The sequence below is a fragment of the Isoptericola sp. NPDC019571 genome (assembly GCF_044389385.1).
Classification (GTDB): Bacteria; Actinomycetota; Actinomycetes; order Actinomycetales; family Cellulomonadaceae; genus Isoptericola; species Isoptericola nanjingensis.
The window spans coordinates 271,549-288,150 of the sequence record NZ_JBIRXZ010000005.1 but is presented as its reverse complement, the minus strand read 5'-3'; the positions used below and the strand labels follow the sequence as shown (position 1 = coordinate 288,150).

Annotated in this window: 20 protein-coding genes; 12 read left to right on the top strand and 8 right to left on the bottom strand. The window is 75.8% G+C overall.

The features are described from left to right. Window positions 1–14: 14 nt before the first annotated feature. The gene (locus ACH443_RS11585) at window positions 15–359 is read right to left on the bottom strand and encodes an RNA polymerase-binding protein RbpA (RefSeq protein WP_079575180.1); all 345 of its coding nucleotides are present in this window, start codon (window positions 357–359) and stop codon (window positions 15–17) included. A gap of 383 nt (window positions 360–742) precedes the next feature. Between ACH443_RS11585 and ACH443_RS11580 the strand changes: the two genes are divergently transcribed. The 6 genes from ACH443_RS11580 (at window position 743) to ACH443_RS11555 (ending at window position 5,964) form a co-directional block, all read left to right on the top strand. Beyond that, window positions 743–1,927 carry an LLM class flavin-dependent oxidoreductase gene (locus ACH443_RS11580; protein ID WP_430590374.1) on the top strand — a complete coding sequence of 395 codons (1,185 nt, stop codon included), beginning with the start codon at window positions 743–745 and terminating at the stop codon, window positions 1,925–1,927. Beyond that, window positions 1,924–2,574 (top strand): FMN reductase, encoded by a 651-nt coding sequence (locus ACH443_RS11575; protein ID WP_430590373.1) that lies wholly within the window; start codon window positions 1,924–1,926, stop codon window positions 2,572–2,574. The genes ACH443_RS11580 and ACH443_RS11575 overlap by 4 nt, the downstream gene beginning before the upstream one ends. A gap of 79 nt (window positions 2,575–2,653) precedes the next feature. Next, a complete protein-coding gene (gene galE, locus ACH443_RS11570) occupies window positions 2,654–3,676 on the top strand; it encodes a UDP-glucose 4-epimerase GalE (RefSeq protein WP_430556810.1) in 1,023 nt (340 codons plus the stop codon). 58 nt (window positions 3,677–3,734) lie between these two features. Further along, window positions 3,735–4,001, top strand: a complete 267-nt coding sequence (locus ACH443_RS11565; RefSeq protein ID WP_430556809.1) for a hypothetical protein — start codon at window positions 3,735–3,737, stop codon at window positions 3,999–4,001. A 10-nt stretch (window positions 4,002–4,011) separates the two neighbouring features. Continuing rightward, a complete protein-coding gene (locus ACH443_RS11560; protein WP_430590372.1) occupies window positions 4,012–5,025 on the top strand; it encodes a ribonuclease Z in 1,014 nt (337 codons plus the stop codon). Between the two features lie 9 nt (window positions 5,026–5,034). After that, on the top strand, window positions 5,035–5,964 hold the full coding sequence (locus ACH443_RS11555) for an alpha/beta fold hydrolase (RefSeq protein WP_430590371.1): 930 nt from the start codon (window positions 5,035–5,037) through the stop codon (window positions 5,962–5,964). A 39-nt stretch (window positions 5,965–6,003) separates the two neighbouring features. Here the strand turns inward: ACH443_RS11555 and ald are convergent, their stop codons facing one another. Continuing rightward, entirely contained in the window at window positions 6,004–7,116 is a 1,113-nt protein-coding gene (ald, locus tag ACH443_RS11550; RefSeq protein ID WP_430590370.1) for an alanine dehydrogenase, read from the bottom strand. Window positions 7,117–7,273: 157 nt separating this feature from the next. Between ald and ACH443_RS11545 the strand changes: the two genes are divergently transcribed. Then, window positions 7,274–7,885, top strand: a complete 612-nt coding sequence (locus tag ACH443_RS11545) for an Lrp/AsnC family transcriptional regulator (RefSeq protein WP_430590369.1) — start codon at window positions 7,274–7,276, stop codon at window positions 7,883–7,885. A 33-nt stretch (window positions 7,886–7,918) separates the two neighbouring features. Here the strand turns inward: ACH443_RS11545 and ACH443_RS11540 are convergent, their stop codons facing one another. Together ACH443_RS11540 and ACH443_RS11535 are read right to left on the bottom strand one after the other, a co-directional pair. Then, window positions 7,919–8,833, bottom strand: coding sequence for an alpha/beta fold hydrolase (locus tag ACH443_RS11540; RefSeq protein ID WP_430590368.1), 915 nt, complete (start codon window positions 8,831–8,833; stop codon window positions 7,919–7,921). Window positions 8,834–8,842: 9 nt separating this feature from the next. Further along, window positions 8,843–9,358 carry a GNAT family N-acetyltransferase gene (locus ACH443_RS11535; protein WP_430590367.1) on the bottom strand — a complete coding sequence of 172 codons (516 nt, stop codon included), beginning with the start codon at window positions 9,356–9,358 and terminating at the stop codon, window positions 8,843–8,845. 130 nt (window positions 9,359–9,488) lie between these two features. Between ACH443_RS11535 and ACH443_RS11530 the strand changes: the two genes are divergently transcribed. Next, entirely contained in the window at window positions 9,489–9,638 is a 150-nt protein-coding gene (locus ACH443_RS11530) for a hypothetical protein (protein ID WP_430590366.1), read from the top strand. A 39-nt stretch (window positions 9,639–9,677) separates the two neighbouring features. Here the strand turns inward: ACH443_RS11530 and ACH443_RS11525 are convergent, their stop codons facing one another. Continuing rightward, window positions 9,678–10,517, bottom strand: coding sequence for an alpha/beta fold hydrolase (locus ACH443_RS11525; RefSeq protein WP_429763503.1), 840 nt, complete (start codon window positions 10,515–10,517; stop codon window positions 9,678–9,680). Window positions 10,518–10,630: 113 nt separating this feature from the next. On the opposite strand from ACH443_RS11525, the gene ACH443_RS11520 reads away from it, so the two are divergent. After that, entirely contained in the window at window positions 10,631–11,650 is a 1,020-nt protein-coding gene (locus ACH443_RS11520) for an LLM class flavin-dependent oxidoreductase (RefSeq protein WP_429763505.1), read from the top strand. A 67-nt stretch (window positions 11,651–11,717) separates the two neighbouring features. Here ACH443_RS11520 and ACH443_RS11515 read toward each other — a convergent pair whose 3' ends face one another. Genes ACH443_RS11515 through ACH443_RS11505 form a run of 3 tightly spaced genes read right to left on the bottom strand, consistent with a single transcriptional unit; the run spans window position 11,718 to window position 13,660 of the window. After that, window positions 11,718–12,572 (bottom strand): alpha/beta fold hydrolase, encoded by an 855-nt coding sequence (locus ACH443_RS11515; protein WP_430590365.1) that lies wholly within the window; start codon window positions 12,570–12,572, stop codon window positions 11,718–11,720. After that, window positions 12,565–13,017 (bottom strand): pyridoxamine 5'-phosphate oxidase family protein, encoded by a 453-nt coding sequence (locus ACH443_RS11510; protein WP_430590364.1) that lies wholly within the window; start codon window positions 13,015–13,017, stop codon window positions 12,565–12,567. Before ACH443_RS11510 ends, ACH443_RS11515 begins: the two co-directional genes overlap by 8 nt. 10 nt (window positions 13,018–13,027) lie before the next feature. Beyond that, window positions 13,028–13,660, bottom strand: a complete 633-nt coding sequence (locus ACH443_RS11505) for an AAA family ATPase (RefSeq protein WP_430590363.1) — start codon at window positions 13,658–13,660, stop codon at window positions 13,028–13,030. A gap of 143 nt (window positions 13,661–13,803) precedes the next feature. Between ACH443_RS11505 and ACH443_RS11500 the strand changes: the two genes are divergently transcribed. From ACH443_RS11500 to ACH443_RS11490, 3 genes are read left to right on the top strand one after another with little or no spacing between them, the layout of a single operon-like run. Next, complete coding sequence (locus ACH443_RS11500) at window positions 13,804–14,853, top strand: nitronate monooxygenase (protein ID WP_430590362.1); 1,050 nt, start codon at window positions 13,804–13,806, stop codon at window positions 14,851–14,853. A 52-nt stretch (window positions 14,854–14,905) separates the two neighbouring features. After that, on the top strand, window positions 14,906–15,706 hold the full coding sequence (locus tag ACH443_RS11495; RefSeq protein ID WP_430590361.1) for a hypothetical protein: 801 nt from the start codon (window positions 14,906–14,908) through the stop codon (window positions 15,704–15,706). 57 nt (window positions 15,707–15,763) lie between these two features. Continuing rightward, window positions 15,764–16,558: an SDR family NAD(P)-dependent oxidoreductase gene (locus tag ACH443_RS11490; RefSeq protein ID WP_430556797.1), complete on the top strand. Its 795-nt coding sequence runs from the start codon at window positions 15,764–15,766 to the stop codon at window positions 16,556–16,558. The last annotated feature ends 44 nt before the right edge of the window (window positions 16,559–16,602 follow it).

Sequence of the window (16,602 nt, the reverse complement as noted above, 5' to 3'; positions counted from 1 at the left end):
GAGCGTGTCGCGTGTCAGGCGCTGCGGCGCAGCTTGCCGGCGCGCAGCAGCTCGAGGCGCTCGTCGAGGAGCTCCTCCAGCTCGGCGACGGTGCGGCGCTCGAGCAGCATGTCCCAGTGGGTGCGCTGCGGCTTGCCGGGCTTCACCTCGGGGCGCTCGGCGTCGCGCAGGAGCGCCTCCTCGCCGCACCGGCACTCCCACACCGGCGGCACCTCGGCCTCGGTGGAGAAGGGCAGGATGATGGTGTGGCCGTTGGGGCAGTCGTAGTGCGCCTGGAACCGGGGGGCGAAGTCGACGCCCTCGTCGGACTCCATGCTCTTGCTGCCGATGCTCATGCCGCGCAGGGACCGGTCGGGCATGTCGTCCTCCTGGAGGTCGGTGGGAAGGGGCCTGAGGTTCCAACGCGGCCCTGCCGGGGGTTGTTCCGGCGGTCCGTGAAGGTCCCGTGAAGCACGGTCCACACCGGAGCCACCGACCGGGAGAGCGGTCGGGCACTGTGGCGGGACGTGACGGTTGCACCCAGGCTGGCCAGTCGGCGCGCCGTGCGCAACTCGAGACCGCCCTGCGGGCACCCTTTGTGCGCGACGTCACCCGCCGGCCCGCGTGAGGGCCGGGAACTGCCGGGAACAACCGGGAACAACCGGGAGTGGTGCACGGTTCACCGCCATGTACATGCAAACGCATGAACCTGGGCCTCACGTCAGAGCCCAGCAGCAAGAGACCACGAACAGGGAGCGCAGCCGTGCAGTTCGGAATCTTCTCCGTCAGCGACGTCACCACCGACCCCACGACGGGCCACACCCCGGACGACACCGAGCGGGTGCGCAACATGCTCACCATCGCGCGGCACGCCGACGAGGCGGGCCTGGACGTCTTCGCCACGGGCGAGCACCACAACCCGCCGTTCGTGGCGTCGTCCCCCACGACGATGCTGGGCTACCTGGCCGGCGTCACGAAGCACATCACCCTGTCGACGGCGACCACGCTCATCACGACCAACGACCCGGTGCGCCTCGCCGAGGAGTACGCGATGCTCCAGGTCATCTCCGACGGGCGCATGGACCTCATGATGGGCCGCGGCAACACCGGCCCCGTGTACCCGTGGTTCGGGCAGGACATCCGCCAGGGCATCCCGCTCGCGATCGAGAACTACGCGCTGCTGCGCCGGCTGTGGACCGAGGACGTCGTGGACTGGGAGGGCAAGTTCCGCACCCCGCTGCAGGGCTTCACGTCCACGCCGCGCCCGCTGGACGGGGTGCCGCCGTTCGTGTGGCACGGCTCCATCCGCAGCCCCGAGATCGCGGAGCAGGCCGCGTTCTACGGTGACGGCTTCCTGCACAACAACATCTTCTGGCCCATGCACCACACCCGGCAGATGGTGCGGTTCTACCGGCAGCGCTTCGAGCACTACGGTCACGGGCGCGCGGACCAGGCGATCGTCGGCCTCGGCGGCCAGGTGTTCATGCGCAAGCGGTCGCAGGACGCGTGGAACGAGTTCCGGCCCTACTTCGACGAGGCGCCCGTGTACGGGCACGGCCCGTCGATGGAGGACTTCACGCGCGAGACGCCGCTGACGGTCGGCTCGCCGCAGCAGGTCATCGACCGGTACGCGTCGTTCGTCGACGAGGTGGGCTACTACCAGCGCCAGCTGTTCCTCGTGGACCACGCGGGCCTGCCGCTGAAGTCCGTGCTCGAGCAGATCGACCTGCTCGGCGAGGAGGTCGTGCCCGAGCTGCGCAAGATCGTCGAGGCCAAGCGCCCCGCGGACGACGTCCCGCTGAACCCGCCGACGCACGCCGAGCGCGTCGCCGCCGCCCGCGCCGCGGGCGAGGCGGGCGCCACCCACGTCGGCGACACCGCCGACCCGTACACCGGTACCGTTGCCGAGGGCACCCAGCCCGCCGCATCGCAGGAGGCACGCGCATGACCATGTCCTCGGGGCCCTCGGGCATCCGCCCCACCCGCACCCTCGCCGTCGTGTCGGCGGGACTGTCCCAGCCGTCGTCGACGCGCCTGCTGGCCGATCGGCTCGCGGACGCCACCGTGCGGGAGCTGGAGGACGCCGGCCACACCGTGCGGGTGGAGACGATCGAGCTGCGCGACCTCGCGCACGCCGTCGTCGACGCGATGCTCACCCGGTTCCCGACCGGCGACCTGGCCCGGGCGCTGGAGACCGTGACGGGCGCGGACGGGCTCATCGCGGTCTCGCCCGTGTTCACGACGAGCTACTCGGGGCTGTTCAAGTCGTTCTGGGACGTCGTCGACCCCGACTCGGTGACCGGCATGCCGGTCCTGCTCGGGGCGACCGGCGGCACCGCCCGCCACTCCCTGGCGCTGGAGTACACGATGCGGCCGCTGTTCACGTACCTGCGCGCCGACGTCGTGCCGACCAGCGTGTTCGCCGCCACCGACGACTGGGCCGCGAGCGCCGACGACCCGGGCGCCGGCCTGCCGAGGCGGATCGCCCGCGCCGGGCGCGACCTGGCGCAGCGGGTGGCGCGCCGCGAGAACGACGGCCCGGCCGACCCGTTCGCCGCGACGCCGAGCTTCACGGAGCTCCTCGGCGGCAGCTGACACGACCCGGCGCGCACGGGCCCGGCCCGGGGTGCGGACGCCGTCGAAGGACGGCGTGACCACGCCCTAGGCTGGGCCCATGCGCGTTCTCGTCTCCGGCGGCGCCGGGTACATCGGCTCCCACACCGTCCTGTCCCTCGTCGCCTCCGGGCACGACGTCGTCGTGGTGGACGACTTCTCCAACAGCAAGCCCACGGTGATGGGTCGTCTGGAGTCCCTGTCCGGGGCGCACGTGCCGGTGCACGCGATCGACCTCACCGACGCGGAGAAGACCGACCGGCTGTTCGCGCACGAGAGGTTCGACGCCGTCGTGCACTTCGCCGGCTTCAAGGCCGTGGGCGAGTCGGTGGCCAAGCCGCTGGAGTACTACCGCAACAACCTCGACTCGACGCTGTCGCTGCTGGAGGCGATGCGCCGCCACGACGTGCCGCGCCTGGTGTTCTCCTCCTCGGCCACCGTGTACGGGGAGAAGGCGCCCGTGCCCTACCGCGAGGACTACGAGTACCTGTCGTCGTCGTCCCCGTACGGGCAGACGAAGGTGATGATCGAGCGCATCGCGGCCGACGCGGCGGTCGCGGTCGGCGGGCTCAAGGTCGCCTTGCTGCGCTACTTCAACCCGGTGGGCGCGCACCCGTCGGGCCGGATCGGGGAGGACCCGCAGGGGATCCCGAACAACCTCATGCCGTTCCTGGCGCAGGTCGCCGTCGGCAAGCGGGACAAGCTCGTGGTGTTCGGCGACGACTACCCGACCGCGGACGGCACGTGCGAGCGCGACTACCTGCACGTCGAGGACCTCGCCGCCGGGCACGTGGCCGCGCTGAACCACCTGGACGCGATGGCCGAGCCCGTGCGCGCCTTCAACCTCGGCACGGGCACCGGCACGTCCGTGCTGCAGATGCTGCACGCGTTCGAGCGGGCCGTGGGCCGCGAGCTGCCCTACGAGGTCGGGCCGCGCCGCGCGGGCGACCTCGCGGCCTTCTGGGCCGACCCCACGCGCGCGCAGACCGAGCTCGGCTGGCGCGCCGTCAAGACGATCGACGACATGTGCGCGGACACCTGGCGCTGGCAGTCCGAGAACCCGCAGGGCTACCCCGGCGCCTGAGCGTCCCGGGGAAGTCCCCGGCCTTGCGGCGGCCACGCCGCCGCGCCACGATGACCTCATGCAGGCCCCGACCCCCGACGACGCGAGGCAGCGCCCCCACCCGCGGTGGGACCCGGGCGCCCGCTACCGGCCGTCCGTGCTCGCCGGCCTGCCGTCCCTGAAGCCCGCGCCCTCCGCGCCGGCGCCCGCCACGAGCCGCCTCGCGGGGCGGCTGCGCCGCGGCCCCGCCACCCGCACGGCGGTGTTCGACCGCGACCTGTGGCACCCCGTGCAGCACGTGACCACGGGGCTGGTGCGCGTCGTCGGGCGCGCGCTCGGCCGCTGAGCGCGGCGGCGTGTCACGACGCGAGCTCGTCGTGCTCGGCACCGCGAGCATGGTGCCCACGCGCACCCGCAACCACAACGGGTACGTGCTGTTCTTCGACGACGCGGCGATCCTGTTCGACCCGGGGGAGGGCACGCAGCGACAGATGACGCTCGCGGGGGTGTCCGCCACCGACCTCACCCGCATCGCGATCACCCACCTGCACGGCGACCACTCCCTCGGCCTCGCGGGCGTCGTGCAGCGCCTGTCCGGGGACCAGGTGCGCCACACCGTGCCGATCTCGTTCCCCGCCTCCGGCGAGCCCTGGGTGCGCCACCTGCTCGACGCCAGCGCCTACGACCACCACGAGCGGGTCGCGCTGCAGCCCGTGGCCTTCCCCGTCGCGTCGCCCGGTCGGTCGCCCGGTCCGTCGCCCGTGGTGACGCTGCCCCGCGTGGACGGCGAGCGCGGCGCCGGCAGTGACACGAACGGCGCGCCGGTCCTCACCGCGCGGCCGCTGGACCACCGCGTCGACGCCGTCGGCTACCGCCTCGACGAGCCGGACGGCGTGTCCCTGGACCCGGCGGCGCTCGCGGCCGCGGGCGTCCCCGCCGGCCCGGCGGTGGGGCGGCTGCTGCGCGACGGCGTCCTCGTCCTCGACGACGGCCGCACCGTGCGCCGCGACGCCGTCTCCGTGGCGCGGCCCGGGCAGTCGGTCGCGTTCGTCATGGACACCCGCCTGTGCGACGCCGTCCTCGAGCTCGCCGACGGCGTCGACCTGCTCGTCGTCGAGTCGACGTTCCTGCACCGCGACGCCGAGCTGGCCGCCCGGTGGGCGCACCTCACGTGCCGGCAGGCCGCGATCGTCGCCGCGCGCGCCGGCGTGCGCCACCTCGTGCTCACGCACTTCTCCCAGCGCTACCGCGTGCCCGACGAGCTGCCCGACGAGTTCGAGCGTAAGGCCCGCGAGGTGTTCGACGGCGGCCTCACCGTCGCGGCGGACCTCGACCGGGTGCCCGTGCCGCCGCGCACCCGGCCTCGGTAGGCTCGCGGGATGCCTCCTGAGCCCCCGCTCCGTACGGGGCGCCTGCGCGTGGCGGACGGGAACGAGCTGTACTACGAGGCCGTGGGAGACCCCGACGGCCCGGCCGTGCTCTGGCTGCACGGCGGGCCCGGGAGCGGCGCCGGGACCGGCCACCGCCGCCGCATCGACCCGGCACGGCAGCAGGCGATCACGTTCGACCAGCGCGGCTGCGGCCGCAGCCGCCCGCTGGTCACCGAACGCCTCGACCTGCTGGACGAGAACACGACGGCCGCGCAGATCGAGGACGTCGAGGCCCTGCGCCGCCACCTGGGCGTCGACCGCTGGCTGGTGACCGGCGCGTCCTGGGGCAGCACCCTGGCGCTGGCGTACGCGCAGGCGTACCCCGAGCGCGTCACGGGGCTGGCACTGTTCGCCGTCGTGACCACGTCGACGTCGGAGGTGGAATGGGTCACCGAGGACATGGGGCGCGTGTTCCCGGAGGAGTGGGAGGTCTTCGCCGCGGCCGTGGACCGCGCGCCGGGCGAGCGCGTCGTGGACGCCTACGCCCGGGCGCTGCGCGACCCCGATGCGCGCGTGCGGGCGCGCGCCGCGGCGGCCTGGGGTCGCTGGGAGGACGTGCACGTCTCCCTCGGGCCCGGCTGGCGGTCGGACCCGCGCTGGCACACCTCCCCGTCCCGCGACGTGCTGGCCACCCTCGTCACCCACTACTGGTCGCACTCGGGCTTCGGCGGCGACGAGATCCTCGGGCGGATGGACCGCCTCCACGGCGTCCCGGGCGTCCTCGTCCACGGCCGCAGGGACGTCTCGAGCCCCGCCCGCACCGCCTGGGAGCTGCACCGCGCGTGGCCCGGCAGCGAGCTGGTCGTCCTCGACGAGGGCCACGGCGGCCCGGAGTCGGTCGCTGCGCTCGAGCGGGCGATCGCCGCCCTCGCCCGCTGAGCGTGCCGCCTCGCGGCGCGACCGACCCTCCTGCGCGTGTCAGAGGACGGCGGCTACGTCCACGTGGTCGAGGGAGTGCGCCTCGGCCACGCCCGCGTTGGTGACGCGACCGTCGTGCACGTTGAGGCCGCGGGCCAGCGCCGGGTCGCGGCGCAGGGCCTCGCGCCAGCCGTGGTCCGCGAGCGCCACGGCGTACGGCAGCGTCACGTTCGTCAGCGCGTACGTGGAGGTGCGGGGCACGGCGCCGGGCATGTTCGCCACGCAGTAGAAGACCGTGTCGTGCACGGGGAACGTGGGGTCGGCGTGCGTCGTGGGGCGGGAGTCCTCGAAGCAGCCGCCCTGGTCGATCGCGATGTCCACGAGGACGGCGCCCGGCCGCATGCGCGCCACGACGTCGTTCGCCACCAGCACGGGCGCCTTGGCGCCGGGGACCAGGACGGCCCCGACCACCAGGTCGGCCTCGAGCACCGCCTCGGTGAGGGTGAGCCGGTTCGAGGCGAGGGTCTGCACGCGGCCGCCGAACTCCCGGTCGGCGGCCTTGAGTGCGTCGGCGCTCGTGTCCAGGAGGGTGACGCGGGCGCCCAGCCCGACGGCGATCCGGGCGGCGTCCATGCCCGAGACGCCCGCCCCGATGACCACCACGTGCCCGGCGGGTACGCCGGGCACGCCGCCGAGCAGGACCCCGCGACCGCCCGCGGCGCGCAGCAGGGTGGCGGCCCCGACCTGCGGCGCGAGCCGTCCCGCGACCTCCGACATGGGGGCCAGCAGCGGGAGCCGCCCGTCGGGGGTCTGCACCGTCTCGTACGCGACGGCGGTCACGTCGCGGGCCAGCAGCTCCTCGGTGAGCGCCTTGTCGGCCGCGAGGTGCAGGTAGGTGAACAGCACCAGCCCCGGCCGCAGCCGGTGGTACTCCTGCTCGACCGGCTCCTTGACCTTGAGCACCGTCTCGGCGCCGGCCCACACCTCGTCCGCGTCGGCGACGAGCTCCGCCCCGGCGGCGCGGTACTCGTCGTCGGTGATCGCGGACCCCGCCCCGGCGCCCGCCTCCACGGCGACGTCGTGCCCGCGGGCGACGAGCTCGTGCACGCCGGCCGGCGTGATCGCCACCCGGTACTCGTGGTTCTTGACTTCCTTCGGGACGCCGATGCGCATGGGTGAGTCCGCCTTCGTGGCTCGGCGCCGGCCCCGACTCGTGGCCGGGGGACGGCGGGTGCGTGGCGCGGGGCATGTGACCCCGCTCACGTCCCAGTCTGACGGGCCGATTCGGCACTACGCCACGAATCCGCACATCCTTCGGTAGATTGCCAGGATGTCGACACGACGCCCGGCTCAGCCCGTGCCACGTCAGCCCCGCGCGAAGGATGTTCGATCCGGGGAGAGGCGTGGGCAGGACGTCCGCACGCAGGAGGTCCGGCCCGCGGACGCCCGGTCGGACCCGTCGTGGGGGCTCGAACGGCGAGGCCCCGCTCCCGCACGGCTGGACGACGTCGACCAGCGGATCCTCGCGGCGCTCGCCGACGACGCGCGGCTGCCGAACAACGCGCTCGCGGCGCGAGCGGGGATCGCGCCGTCCACCTGCCTGACGCGGGTGCGGCAGCTGCGCGAGCGCGGCGTGATCCGCGGCTTCCACGCGGACGTCGACCCGGCGCGGACGGGGCACCCCCTGCAGGCGATGATCGCGGTGCAGATGCGCGGCGCGGCGCGCACCCGCCTCAGCGGCTACCTGCAGCGCCTCGCCGAGCTGCCCGGCGTGCTGAACGTCTTCCTGCTGGGCGGGGCGCACGACTTCTTCGTGCACGTGGCCGCGGCGGACTCCGACGCCCTGAACGAGTTCGTCATCGAGCACCTGTCGACCGACCCGGACGTGGCGCTCACCGAGACCAACCTCATCTTCCAGCACGCGCGGGCGAGCTGGTACTGAGCGGTACTGACTGGTATTGGCCGGTACCGACCGTCAGCGGGTCGCGGACAACCAGCGCTGCAGCTCGACGGCGAGCGCGACGGGTGCGTCGAGCTGCACCAGGTGCCCGGCGCCCGGGAGCAGCCGCACGTCGGCGTCCGGGAGCGCCTCCGCCAGCCGCCGCGCGCGGTCCGGCGGGATCCACGCGTCCTCCTCGCCCCACAGCACGCGCACCGGGACGTCGAGGTCGCCGAGCAGCGGCTCGAGCTCGGCGGTGTACCGCTCGTCGGCCTGGGCGATCTGCCGGTAGAACGCGGCCTGCCCTGCCTCGCCCGTCCACGGGGCGACGAGCGCGGCCAGGTGCTCCTCACGCAGCGGCCGGTGCGCGGCCGTGTGCACGTACGCCTCCAGCGCGCCCCGGTGCACGGCCGCGGGCGTGGCCGCGAAGACGTCGGCGTGCTCGCGCACCAGGGCGAAGTACGGCGAGCCCCACGGGCGCAGCGCCACCACGTCCACGAGGCACAGGGACGCGTACCGGGCGCCGTGCAGGACCGCGGCGCGCAGGCTCACCGCGCCCCCGAAGTCGTGCGCGACGACGTGCGGCAGCGGCGGCGTGCCGCCGTCGCCCTCGCCGTCGGGCCCGGTGGGTCCGGTCGTGGCCCAGGCGGGCCGCCAGTGCTCCAGCAGGTCGGCGAACAGCTCGCCCTGCGTCCCGAGGTGGACGTCGTGCGCGGGGTCCTTCGACGACGCCCCGTAGCCCGGCATGTCCCACAGGTGCACGGTGAACCCGCCGGCCAGGGCGCGTGCGTACGGCTCCCACAGCCACGACGACCACGGCGTGCCGTGGCAGAACACCAGCGGCGGGCCGGAGCCGAACGCCGTCCACGCGACCTCGCGGCCCCGCCAGGCGAACCGCCGGTCCAGCAGGGGCGCCGTCTCCGGCGCGTCGCAGGTCGGGGTGTCGGTCATCCCGCGAGGCTAGGCGGCCGGGCCGACAGCCGCGTCCGTGCGGTCGTCCGTCAGGTCGAGGGTGCGGAACACGCTGCACGGGTCGGGGGAGTACGAGCCGAACGGGCCGCAGGGCACGAACCCGTGCCGCGCGTACAGGCGCCGCGCGGCCGCGAAGTACTCCTGCGGCCCCGTCTCCAGGCTCACGGAGGCGTACCGGCGCTCGCGGGCCAGGGCGACCAGACGCTCCAGGACGGCGCCCGCCACGCCGCGTCCGCGCGCGGGGCCCGCCGTGCGCATCGACTTCACCTCGCCCTGCCCGGCGGACGCCGCGGTGGTGGGCCGCAGCTCGCTGAGGGCGCCGCAGCCGAGCAGCGTCCCGTCGTCGTCGCGCGCCGTCAGGAAGGTCACGGCCGGGGCGAGCAACGCCGTGAGGTCGAGGGCGTGCACCGACTCGGCGGGCGACGTGGCGTACATGTCGGCGAGGTGCTCGGCCAGCAGGGCGCGCACGTCGGCGGCGACCGGGGACTCCGGGGCGATGATCACCCCGGCATCCTCGCGCCCCGGTGTTTCGCGCACGTGTCACGCACCCGACGCCACTCGTTCGACAGCTCGTGTCCAGCACTTCGAGGACCCGCGCCCGCGCGGGGCCGGACGAGGTCGGCTCCACGCGGGCGTGCTGCTGGTCGCGCTGTTCGTCAGCGCGCTCGGCACCGACTTCCTGCGCGGATCCGCGACGGCCAAGGTCGTCAGCATCGGCAGCGACCTCGGCGCGCTCGCCCTGCTCGGGGCGCTCGGGCACGTGCTGTGGCTGCTCGCCGCCTGACCTAGGCCGGGCGACCCGCGCCGGGCACGGTCGGCCCGGTCAGGGCGTGTGCACGGTGGGGTCGTCGCGCAGCACGTCCAGCAGCAGCGCCAGGATCGCGTCGGGCCGCTCCAGCACCGGCAGGTGACCCGCCCACGCCAGCAGGGACAGCTCGGCCCCCGGCACCGACGCCGCCACGTGCTGCGCGCACGCCCGCAGCGCGTCCATGTCGTGCGCCCCCTCGACGACGAACGTCGGCACGCGGATGCCGGCGAGGTCCACCTCGACGCCCTCCGGGCCGGGCTCGGGCAGTCCGGCGGCGCTCGCGGCCGCGTCGGCCGCGAGCTGCACCTCGAACGCGCGGCGCTGCATGACGGCGAGCGCCTGCGCGGCGGTGTCGTCGGCGTCCGGGCCGAGCCACGTCGTGACGTTGAGCCGCACCGCGCCGTCGACGTCGCCGGCGGCCAGGAGGCGGGCCTCCTCGGCGTCGAACGCGTCGGACGTCTCCGTGTCGGGCACGCCAGGGGCGGCGGGGCACAGCAGCACGAGCTCCCGCACCCGCTCGGGGTGCGCGGTCGTGAGCTCGAGCGCGACCTTCCCGCCGAACGAGGACCCGACGACGGCGGCGTCGGCGACTCCGAGCTGGTCGAGCAGCGCGGCGACGTCGCCCGCGTTCGTGTACGGGCCGCCGCCGGTGGGCAGCGGGGAGTCGCCGTAGCCGCGCAGGTCGGGCCGCACCACGCGGAACCGGTGCGCCAGGGCGGGGGCGACGGCGTCCCACATGCGGCGGTCGGCCACCCCGGCGTGCAGGAGGACGACGGCGGGGGCGCCGGCGTCGCCGGCGACGTCGTGGGCCAGGGACGGCAGCGGGCGCGGGGAGTCCCCGACGGTGTCGTTCACGGGGCCATTCTTGCAGGCGGTCGCCCTGCTCCACCCCGGGTGGTCCGGGACCCCGACCGACCCCCCTGCCGGTCGACCGCGCGTGACCGCGCCGCGTGGGCTTGACTGAGCAGGTGAAGCACCTCGGGTTCCTGTCCTTCGGCCACTGGACGCCGCACCCGCAGTCCGCCACACGCTCGGCGTCCGACGCCCTGCTGCAGTCGATCGACCTCGCCGTCGCGGCGGAGGAGCTCGGCGCCGACGGCGCGTACTTCCGCGTGCACCACTTCGCGCGCCAGCTCGCGTCCCCGTTCCCGCTGCTCGCCGCCGTCGGCGCGCGCACGAGCCGCATCGAGATCGGCACCGCCGTCATCGACATGCGCTACGAGAACCCCCTGTACCTCGCGGAGGACGCCGGCGCCGCGGACCTCATCGCCGGCGGCCGCCTGCAGCTCGGCATCAGCCGCGGGTCGCCCGAGCAGGTGATCGACGGGTTCCGCCACTTCGGGCACGAGCCGCGGGCGGGGGAGTCCGACGCCGACATGGCCCGCCGGCACACCGCCCGCTTCCTCGAGGTGCTCGACGGCGACGGCTTCGCCGAGCCGAACCCGCGCCCCATGTTCCCCAACCCGCCCGGGCTGCTGCGCGTCGAGCCCCACTCCGAGGGCCTGCGCGAGCGCATCTGGTGGGGCGCCGGCACCCGCGCCACCGCGGAGTGGACCGCCGCGCAGGGCATGAACCTCATGAGCTCCACCCTCCTGTCCGAGGACACGGGCGTCCCGTTCCACCGCCTGCAGGCGGAGCAGATCCAGCGCTTCCGCGACGCCTGGGCGGACGCCGGCCACGGGTGGGAGCCGCGCGTGTCCGTGTCGCGCAGCATCTTCCCGATCACCGACGACCGCGACCGCGCCTACTTCGGCCTGGAGACCGCCAGCACCGACCAGGTCGGCGTCCTCGAGGGCGTCCGCGCCCGCTTCGGCAAGACCTACGCCGGCGAGGTCGACGACGTCGTCGCCGACCTCGCCGAGGACGAGGCCGTCGCCGCGGCCGACACCCTCCTGCTCACCGTGCCCAACCAGCTCGGCGTCGAGTACAACGCGCACCTCGTCGAGAACGTCGTCCGGCACGTCGCGCCCGCCCTCGGCTGGCGCTGAGCGCACTCACCGCCTGCCGGCACGAGGGACGTCACGAGGGACGGCACGAGGGACGTCACGAAGGACGTCACGGGGCGGCGTCGTCCGGCAGGCGCAGCGCCCGACACAGCGCCGCCCACGCCGCCTCGCCCAGACGGCGGTCGGCGGCCTCGCTGCCGCCACGACGCATCGCCATGCCCGCCGACACCCGCGGCTCCCCGGGCAGCGTCGCGCGGTGGCCGGCCTCCGGGTCCGTCACCAGGGTCGTCGCCAGCCCGTGCGCCTCCCGGCGCCGGACGATCTCCTCCGCGTGCCGCACCGCGGGCCACACCTGGTCGTCCCCGCCCGCCACGAGGACCACCTCCGCGATCCGCTCGACCGCGATACCTGCCGCCGTCGTGCGGGCCGCGTCCGCCTCCCGCGACCGCAGGTACAGGTCACGGAACGCCGGCGGGTCGTCGACCGGAGCCCACCCCGGCACGAACGGGACGAACGGGAGCGGCCGCCCGCCCCACGTCCAGTGCGACGTCTCCCGACCACCCGGTGCCACCCCCGCCCACACCACGTCCGACGGTGCGAAGGCGACCACGGCGTCCACCGGCACGCCCGTCCCCGCGGCCAGCGCCCCCGTGACGAGCGCGGCCTCGGCCCCGAACGACGTCCCCACCAGCACCACGCGGTCGCACTCCGCCGCGAGCGCCTCGACGCGGCGCACGAACGTCTCCACGGGGACGTCCCACGGCCCCGCAGGCTGACCGGGGCCACCGAACCATCGCACCGACTCCGCGAGCACCCCGCGTCCGGCCAGCAGACGTGCCCGACCCTCGTCGACCCGGCCGCTCGACCCGGCGAGCACCAACGCCCCCGTCCCCACCGGACGCCGAGGCAGGACCCGCACCCCCTCAGGGTCCACCCACCGCACGACCCGGGGCAGCTCAGGCACGCCCACCGCCCACGAGCTCCACGACCACCGGGGGAGACGTGCGGTGGTCGCCCCAGCGCGCCCACCGCACCACCACCCGCACCACCACGATCCCCGGGTCGTCCAACGACGCCGCGAAGTGCGGGAACGCCGACCGGTAGGCCTCCGCGCACCGCTCCCGGTCCGCGACGTCCGGGACGTCCGCCACGCCCTCGACCTGCAGGGTCGTCCCGCCCGGGCCGCCCACCACCACCGCCACCCGCGGGTCGCGGCGCAGGTTGGCCACCTTGCGCGACCCCTCCCGCGCGTCGAAGACCAGCTCGCCCCGCTCCGTGACCGCCAGCGTCAGGTACGCGGCCTGCGGGGCGCCGCCCGGGCCCAGCGACGACACCACGCCGTCGCCCACCGCACGCACCTGCGCGACCACCCGCTCCAGCGCACCACCCGACAGCCCCGACGACGTCATGACCGCGACCCTAGCGGGCACCGCGCACCCCGACCGGCGACGCCGCGTCCACCACCCCCACCAGCACCGACACGGCCTCACCCCGGCCCACCACGCGCACCTGCGACCACCCGTCGGCCGGGCCCTCCCTCGACCCGCCCGACGCCGCCACCAGGCCCGCACGCTGCGCTGCCCACCGCCGCCAGTGCCGCGCGAACGCCCGTCCCCGCACCACCCGCCCCCGCGCCTCCTGCCCCGACAACGCCTCGCCGCGCCCCACGTCCACCATCACCAGCACCGGACGCCACCCCGCCCGACGCGCCAGGCACGCCCACCACCACCGCCGCACCCGTGACGTCGCCGGGTCGTGCACCACCAGCACCCCCGCGCCGTCCCGCGGGCCACCCAGCACCGCCCGCACCACCCCCGCCAGGTGCCGCACGTGCACCACCGGCCGGTACACCGCGTACGGCACCCCGCGCGGCACCCGCCCCCGCAGGTCACGACGCGCCGCCTCGCTGTCCAGCACCCGCACCCCGGAACGACACCCCGCCACCCGCGCGAGCGCCGTGCTCTTGCCGGCCCCCGGCACACCGCCCACCAGCACGAACGTCGCCACGCCCGCCGCCCGCACCGCCGAGCGCTCGCGTACCACCGTCGTCATGCGGCGCACCCACCCCTCTCCGTACCGATCCCCGTACCGCCGTCCGGCGGGGCGCCCAGCGTGCCAGGCCCGCATGAGCGTCAGATGAGACCGGCTCGCGACGACCGCGCCCGCCGGTGGCACGATGCGAGACGATGCGAGACATGCGAGACACGGCCCGCACCACGCTCCTCGGCACCGACCTGCCCCTCGCCGCCGCGCCCATGGCCGGCGGGGCCACCACGCTCGACCTCCTCGCCGCCACGACCGACGCCGGAGCCTTCGCCTTCCTCGCCGGGGGCTACCAGGAACCTGACGCCCTCGCCGACCTGGTCCACCGCGCCCACCAGCGGGCACACCCCTTCGGCGTCAACCTCTTCGTCCCCGCCACCACGCCCGCGCCCGACCCCGCGGCGCTCGCGGCCTACGCGCGACGGATCGCGCCGGACGCCGCGGCGCACGGCGTCGACCTCGACGCCGCGCTGGCCGCCGTTCCGGCCATCGACGACGACGGATGGGCGGCGAAGGTCGACCTGCTGCGTCGCGACCCCGTGCCCGTGGTGTCGTGCACGTTCGGGCCCCCGCCGGCGGCCGACGTCGCGGCGCTGCGCGCCGCCGGGTCCGTCGTCCTGGTCACGGTCACGACGCCGCAGGAGGCCGCGGCCGCGGAGGCGCTCGGGGCCGACGGTCTCGTGGTCCAGGGGCCCCGCGCGGGCGGGCACAGCGGCACGTGGGACCCGGGCCGCACCGTCGTCGACGGCACGACCGACGACGCCGTCGCCGCGGTCGTCGCGCGCTCGCGCCTCCCGGTCGTCGCCGCCGGGGGAGTGGACGGACCCGCGGCCGTCGCCCGGCTGCTGCGGGCCGGGGCGCAGGCCGTCGCCGTCGGGACGCTGCTGCTGCGCACCGACGAGGCCGGCACCTCCCGGACCCATCGGGACGCCCTCGGCGACCGCCGGTTCACGACGACGGCGGTCACGCGCGCCTTCACGGGACGTCCCGCCCGGGCGCTGCGCAACGGCTTCCTCGACCGGCACGACGCGCACGCCCCGGTCGCCTACCCGCAGGTGCACCACCTCACCCGCGAGCTGCGCCGACGCGCGGCCGCCGCCGGGGACGCCGACCGGTTGCACCTGTGGGCCGGGACCGGCCACCGCAGCGCCGCCACCGGGCCCGCGGCCGACGTCGTCCGCGCCCTCGCCGCCGACCTGTGACGCCCGCGCGCGGCACCGCCGCGGCCGCACGCCGGTTCGCTAGGTTGCCGTCATGAGCGACGCCTGGGACCCGCCGACCGTGCTGCGCGCCGCCGCCGAGTGGTCGTGGGTGCCGCCCGACGCGGACTGTGTCGTCACCGACGTCACCCTCACCCGGTGGCCCGCCTGGGCGCAGGGCCGCGTCGTGCTCACCGGGCTCGCGTCCGCCCGCGCGCCGGAGGACGTCCTGCGCGACGCCGTCGAGCGAGCGCGCGCCTGGGGCAGCGACACCCTCGGCGTCTGGGTCTCGGCCAGCAGCGCCCCCGACCTCACCGACCTGCTGCTCTCCCGCGGCGCCCTGCTCGAGGACACCGTGGACGTGCTCGCACGCGCCCTCGAGCAGGGGCTCCGCGAGCCGCCGGAACGCGACGGGCGCCTCGTCGTGCGACGCGTGACCGACGTGGACGGGCTGCGCGACGCCGACCGCGTCGACACCGCGGTGTGGGACCAGCAGCCCATGGACGACGACCGGCTCGCGGCCGCCGCGCGCACGCTGCTGTCCGACGACAGCAGCGAGATCCGTGTCGTGGCCTACCAGGACGGCGAGCCGGTGGCGTCCGCCGGGGTCACGCTCGCGCCGGCGCCCCGACCCGAGCTGGGCACCGTCGCCCGGCTGTGGGGCGCGGGCACCGTGCCCGACCGTCGCGGCCGCGGCGCCTACCGAGCCGTGCTCGAGGAACGACTGCGCCTCTCGGCCGCCGCGGGCGCGTCGCTCGCCCTCGTCAAGGGCCGGGTCAGCACCTCCGCCCGGCTCCTGCGCCGGGCGGGGTTCGAGCGGTACGGCGAGGAGAACTACTACCGGCTCACGCTCTGACGCGGCTCTGACGCGGCGGCGACCGGGACGACCACAGGCTCGACGAGGAGGACGGACGTGACAGGACCTTCGGCAGGACGCTTCGGCGGCCGCGTGGCGCTGGTCACCGGCGGCGCGCACGGGATCGGCGCGGCCGCGGTGCGACGCCTGCACGCGGAGGGTGCCACCGTCGTGGTCGCCGATCTCGACGCGGACGCCGCGCAGCGGACCGCGGACGGCCTCCCCGCCGGCGGGCCGCCCGCCTCGGCCGTCGCGTGCGACATCACCGACACCGCGTCGGTGGAGGCCGCCGTGGCCGCGACGCTCGACCGGCACGACCGCCTCGACGTGCTCGTCGGCGTGGCGGGCGGCACGGGCGTGCACCCGGGCCTCCTGGACGGTATGGACGACGCCACCTGGGCCGCCGGCGTCGACCTCAACCTCGCCGGACCGGCGCGCTGCGTCCGGGCCGCGGCCCCGCACCTGCCGCGGGGGGGATCGGTCGTGCTGGTCGGCTCCGTCAACGGTCTGCAGGCCTTCGGGGACGAGGACTACTCGGCCGCGAAGGCGGGGCTCGTGTCCCTCGCGCAGAACCTCGCGGTGCGGCTCGGGAGCAGGGGGGTGCGGATCAACGTCGTCGCGCCCGGGACCGTCCGCACCCGCTCGTGGGACCAGCGCTCCGACCCCGACCGGCTCGCGGCGCTCTACCCCCTCGGCCGGATCGGCGAGCCCGAGGACGTCGCTGCCGCCATCGCGTTCCTCGGCTCCGACGACGCCGCCTGGATCACCGGTGTGACGCTGCCCGTCGACGGCGGCGTCCTCGCCGGCCCGCTCGCACGCTTCGAGTCCCTCGGGGGCGGGGGAGAGCGCTGAGACGAGCGTGCTGGGCCGCGCCCGCCGATCGCCTCTGCAGGAGG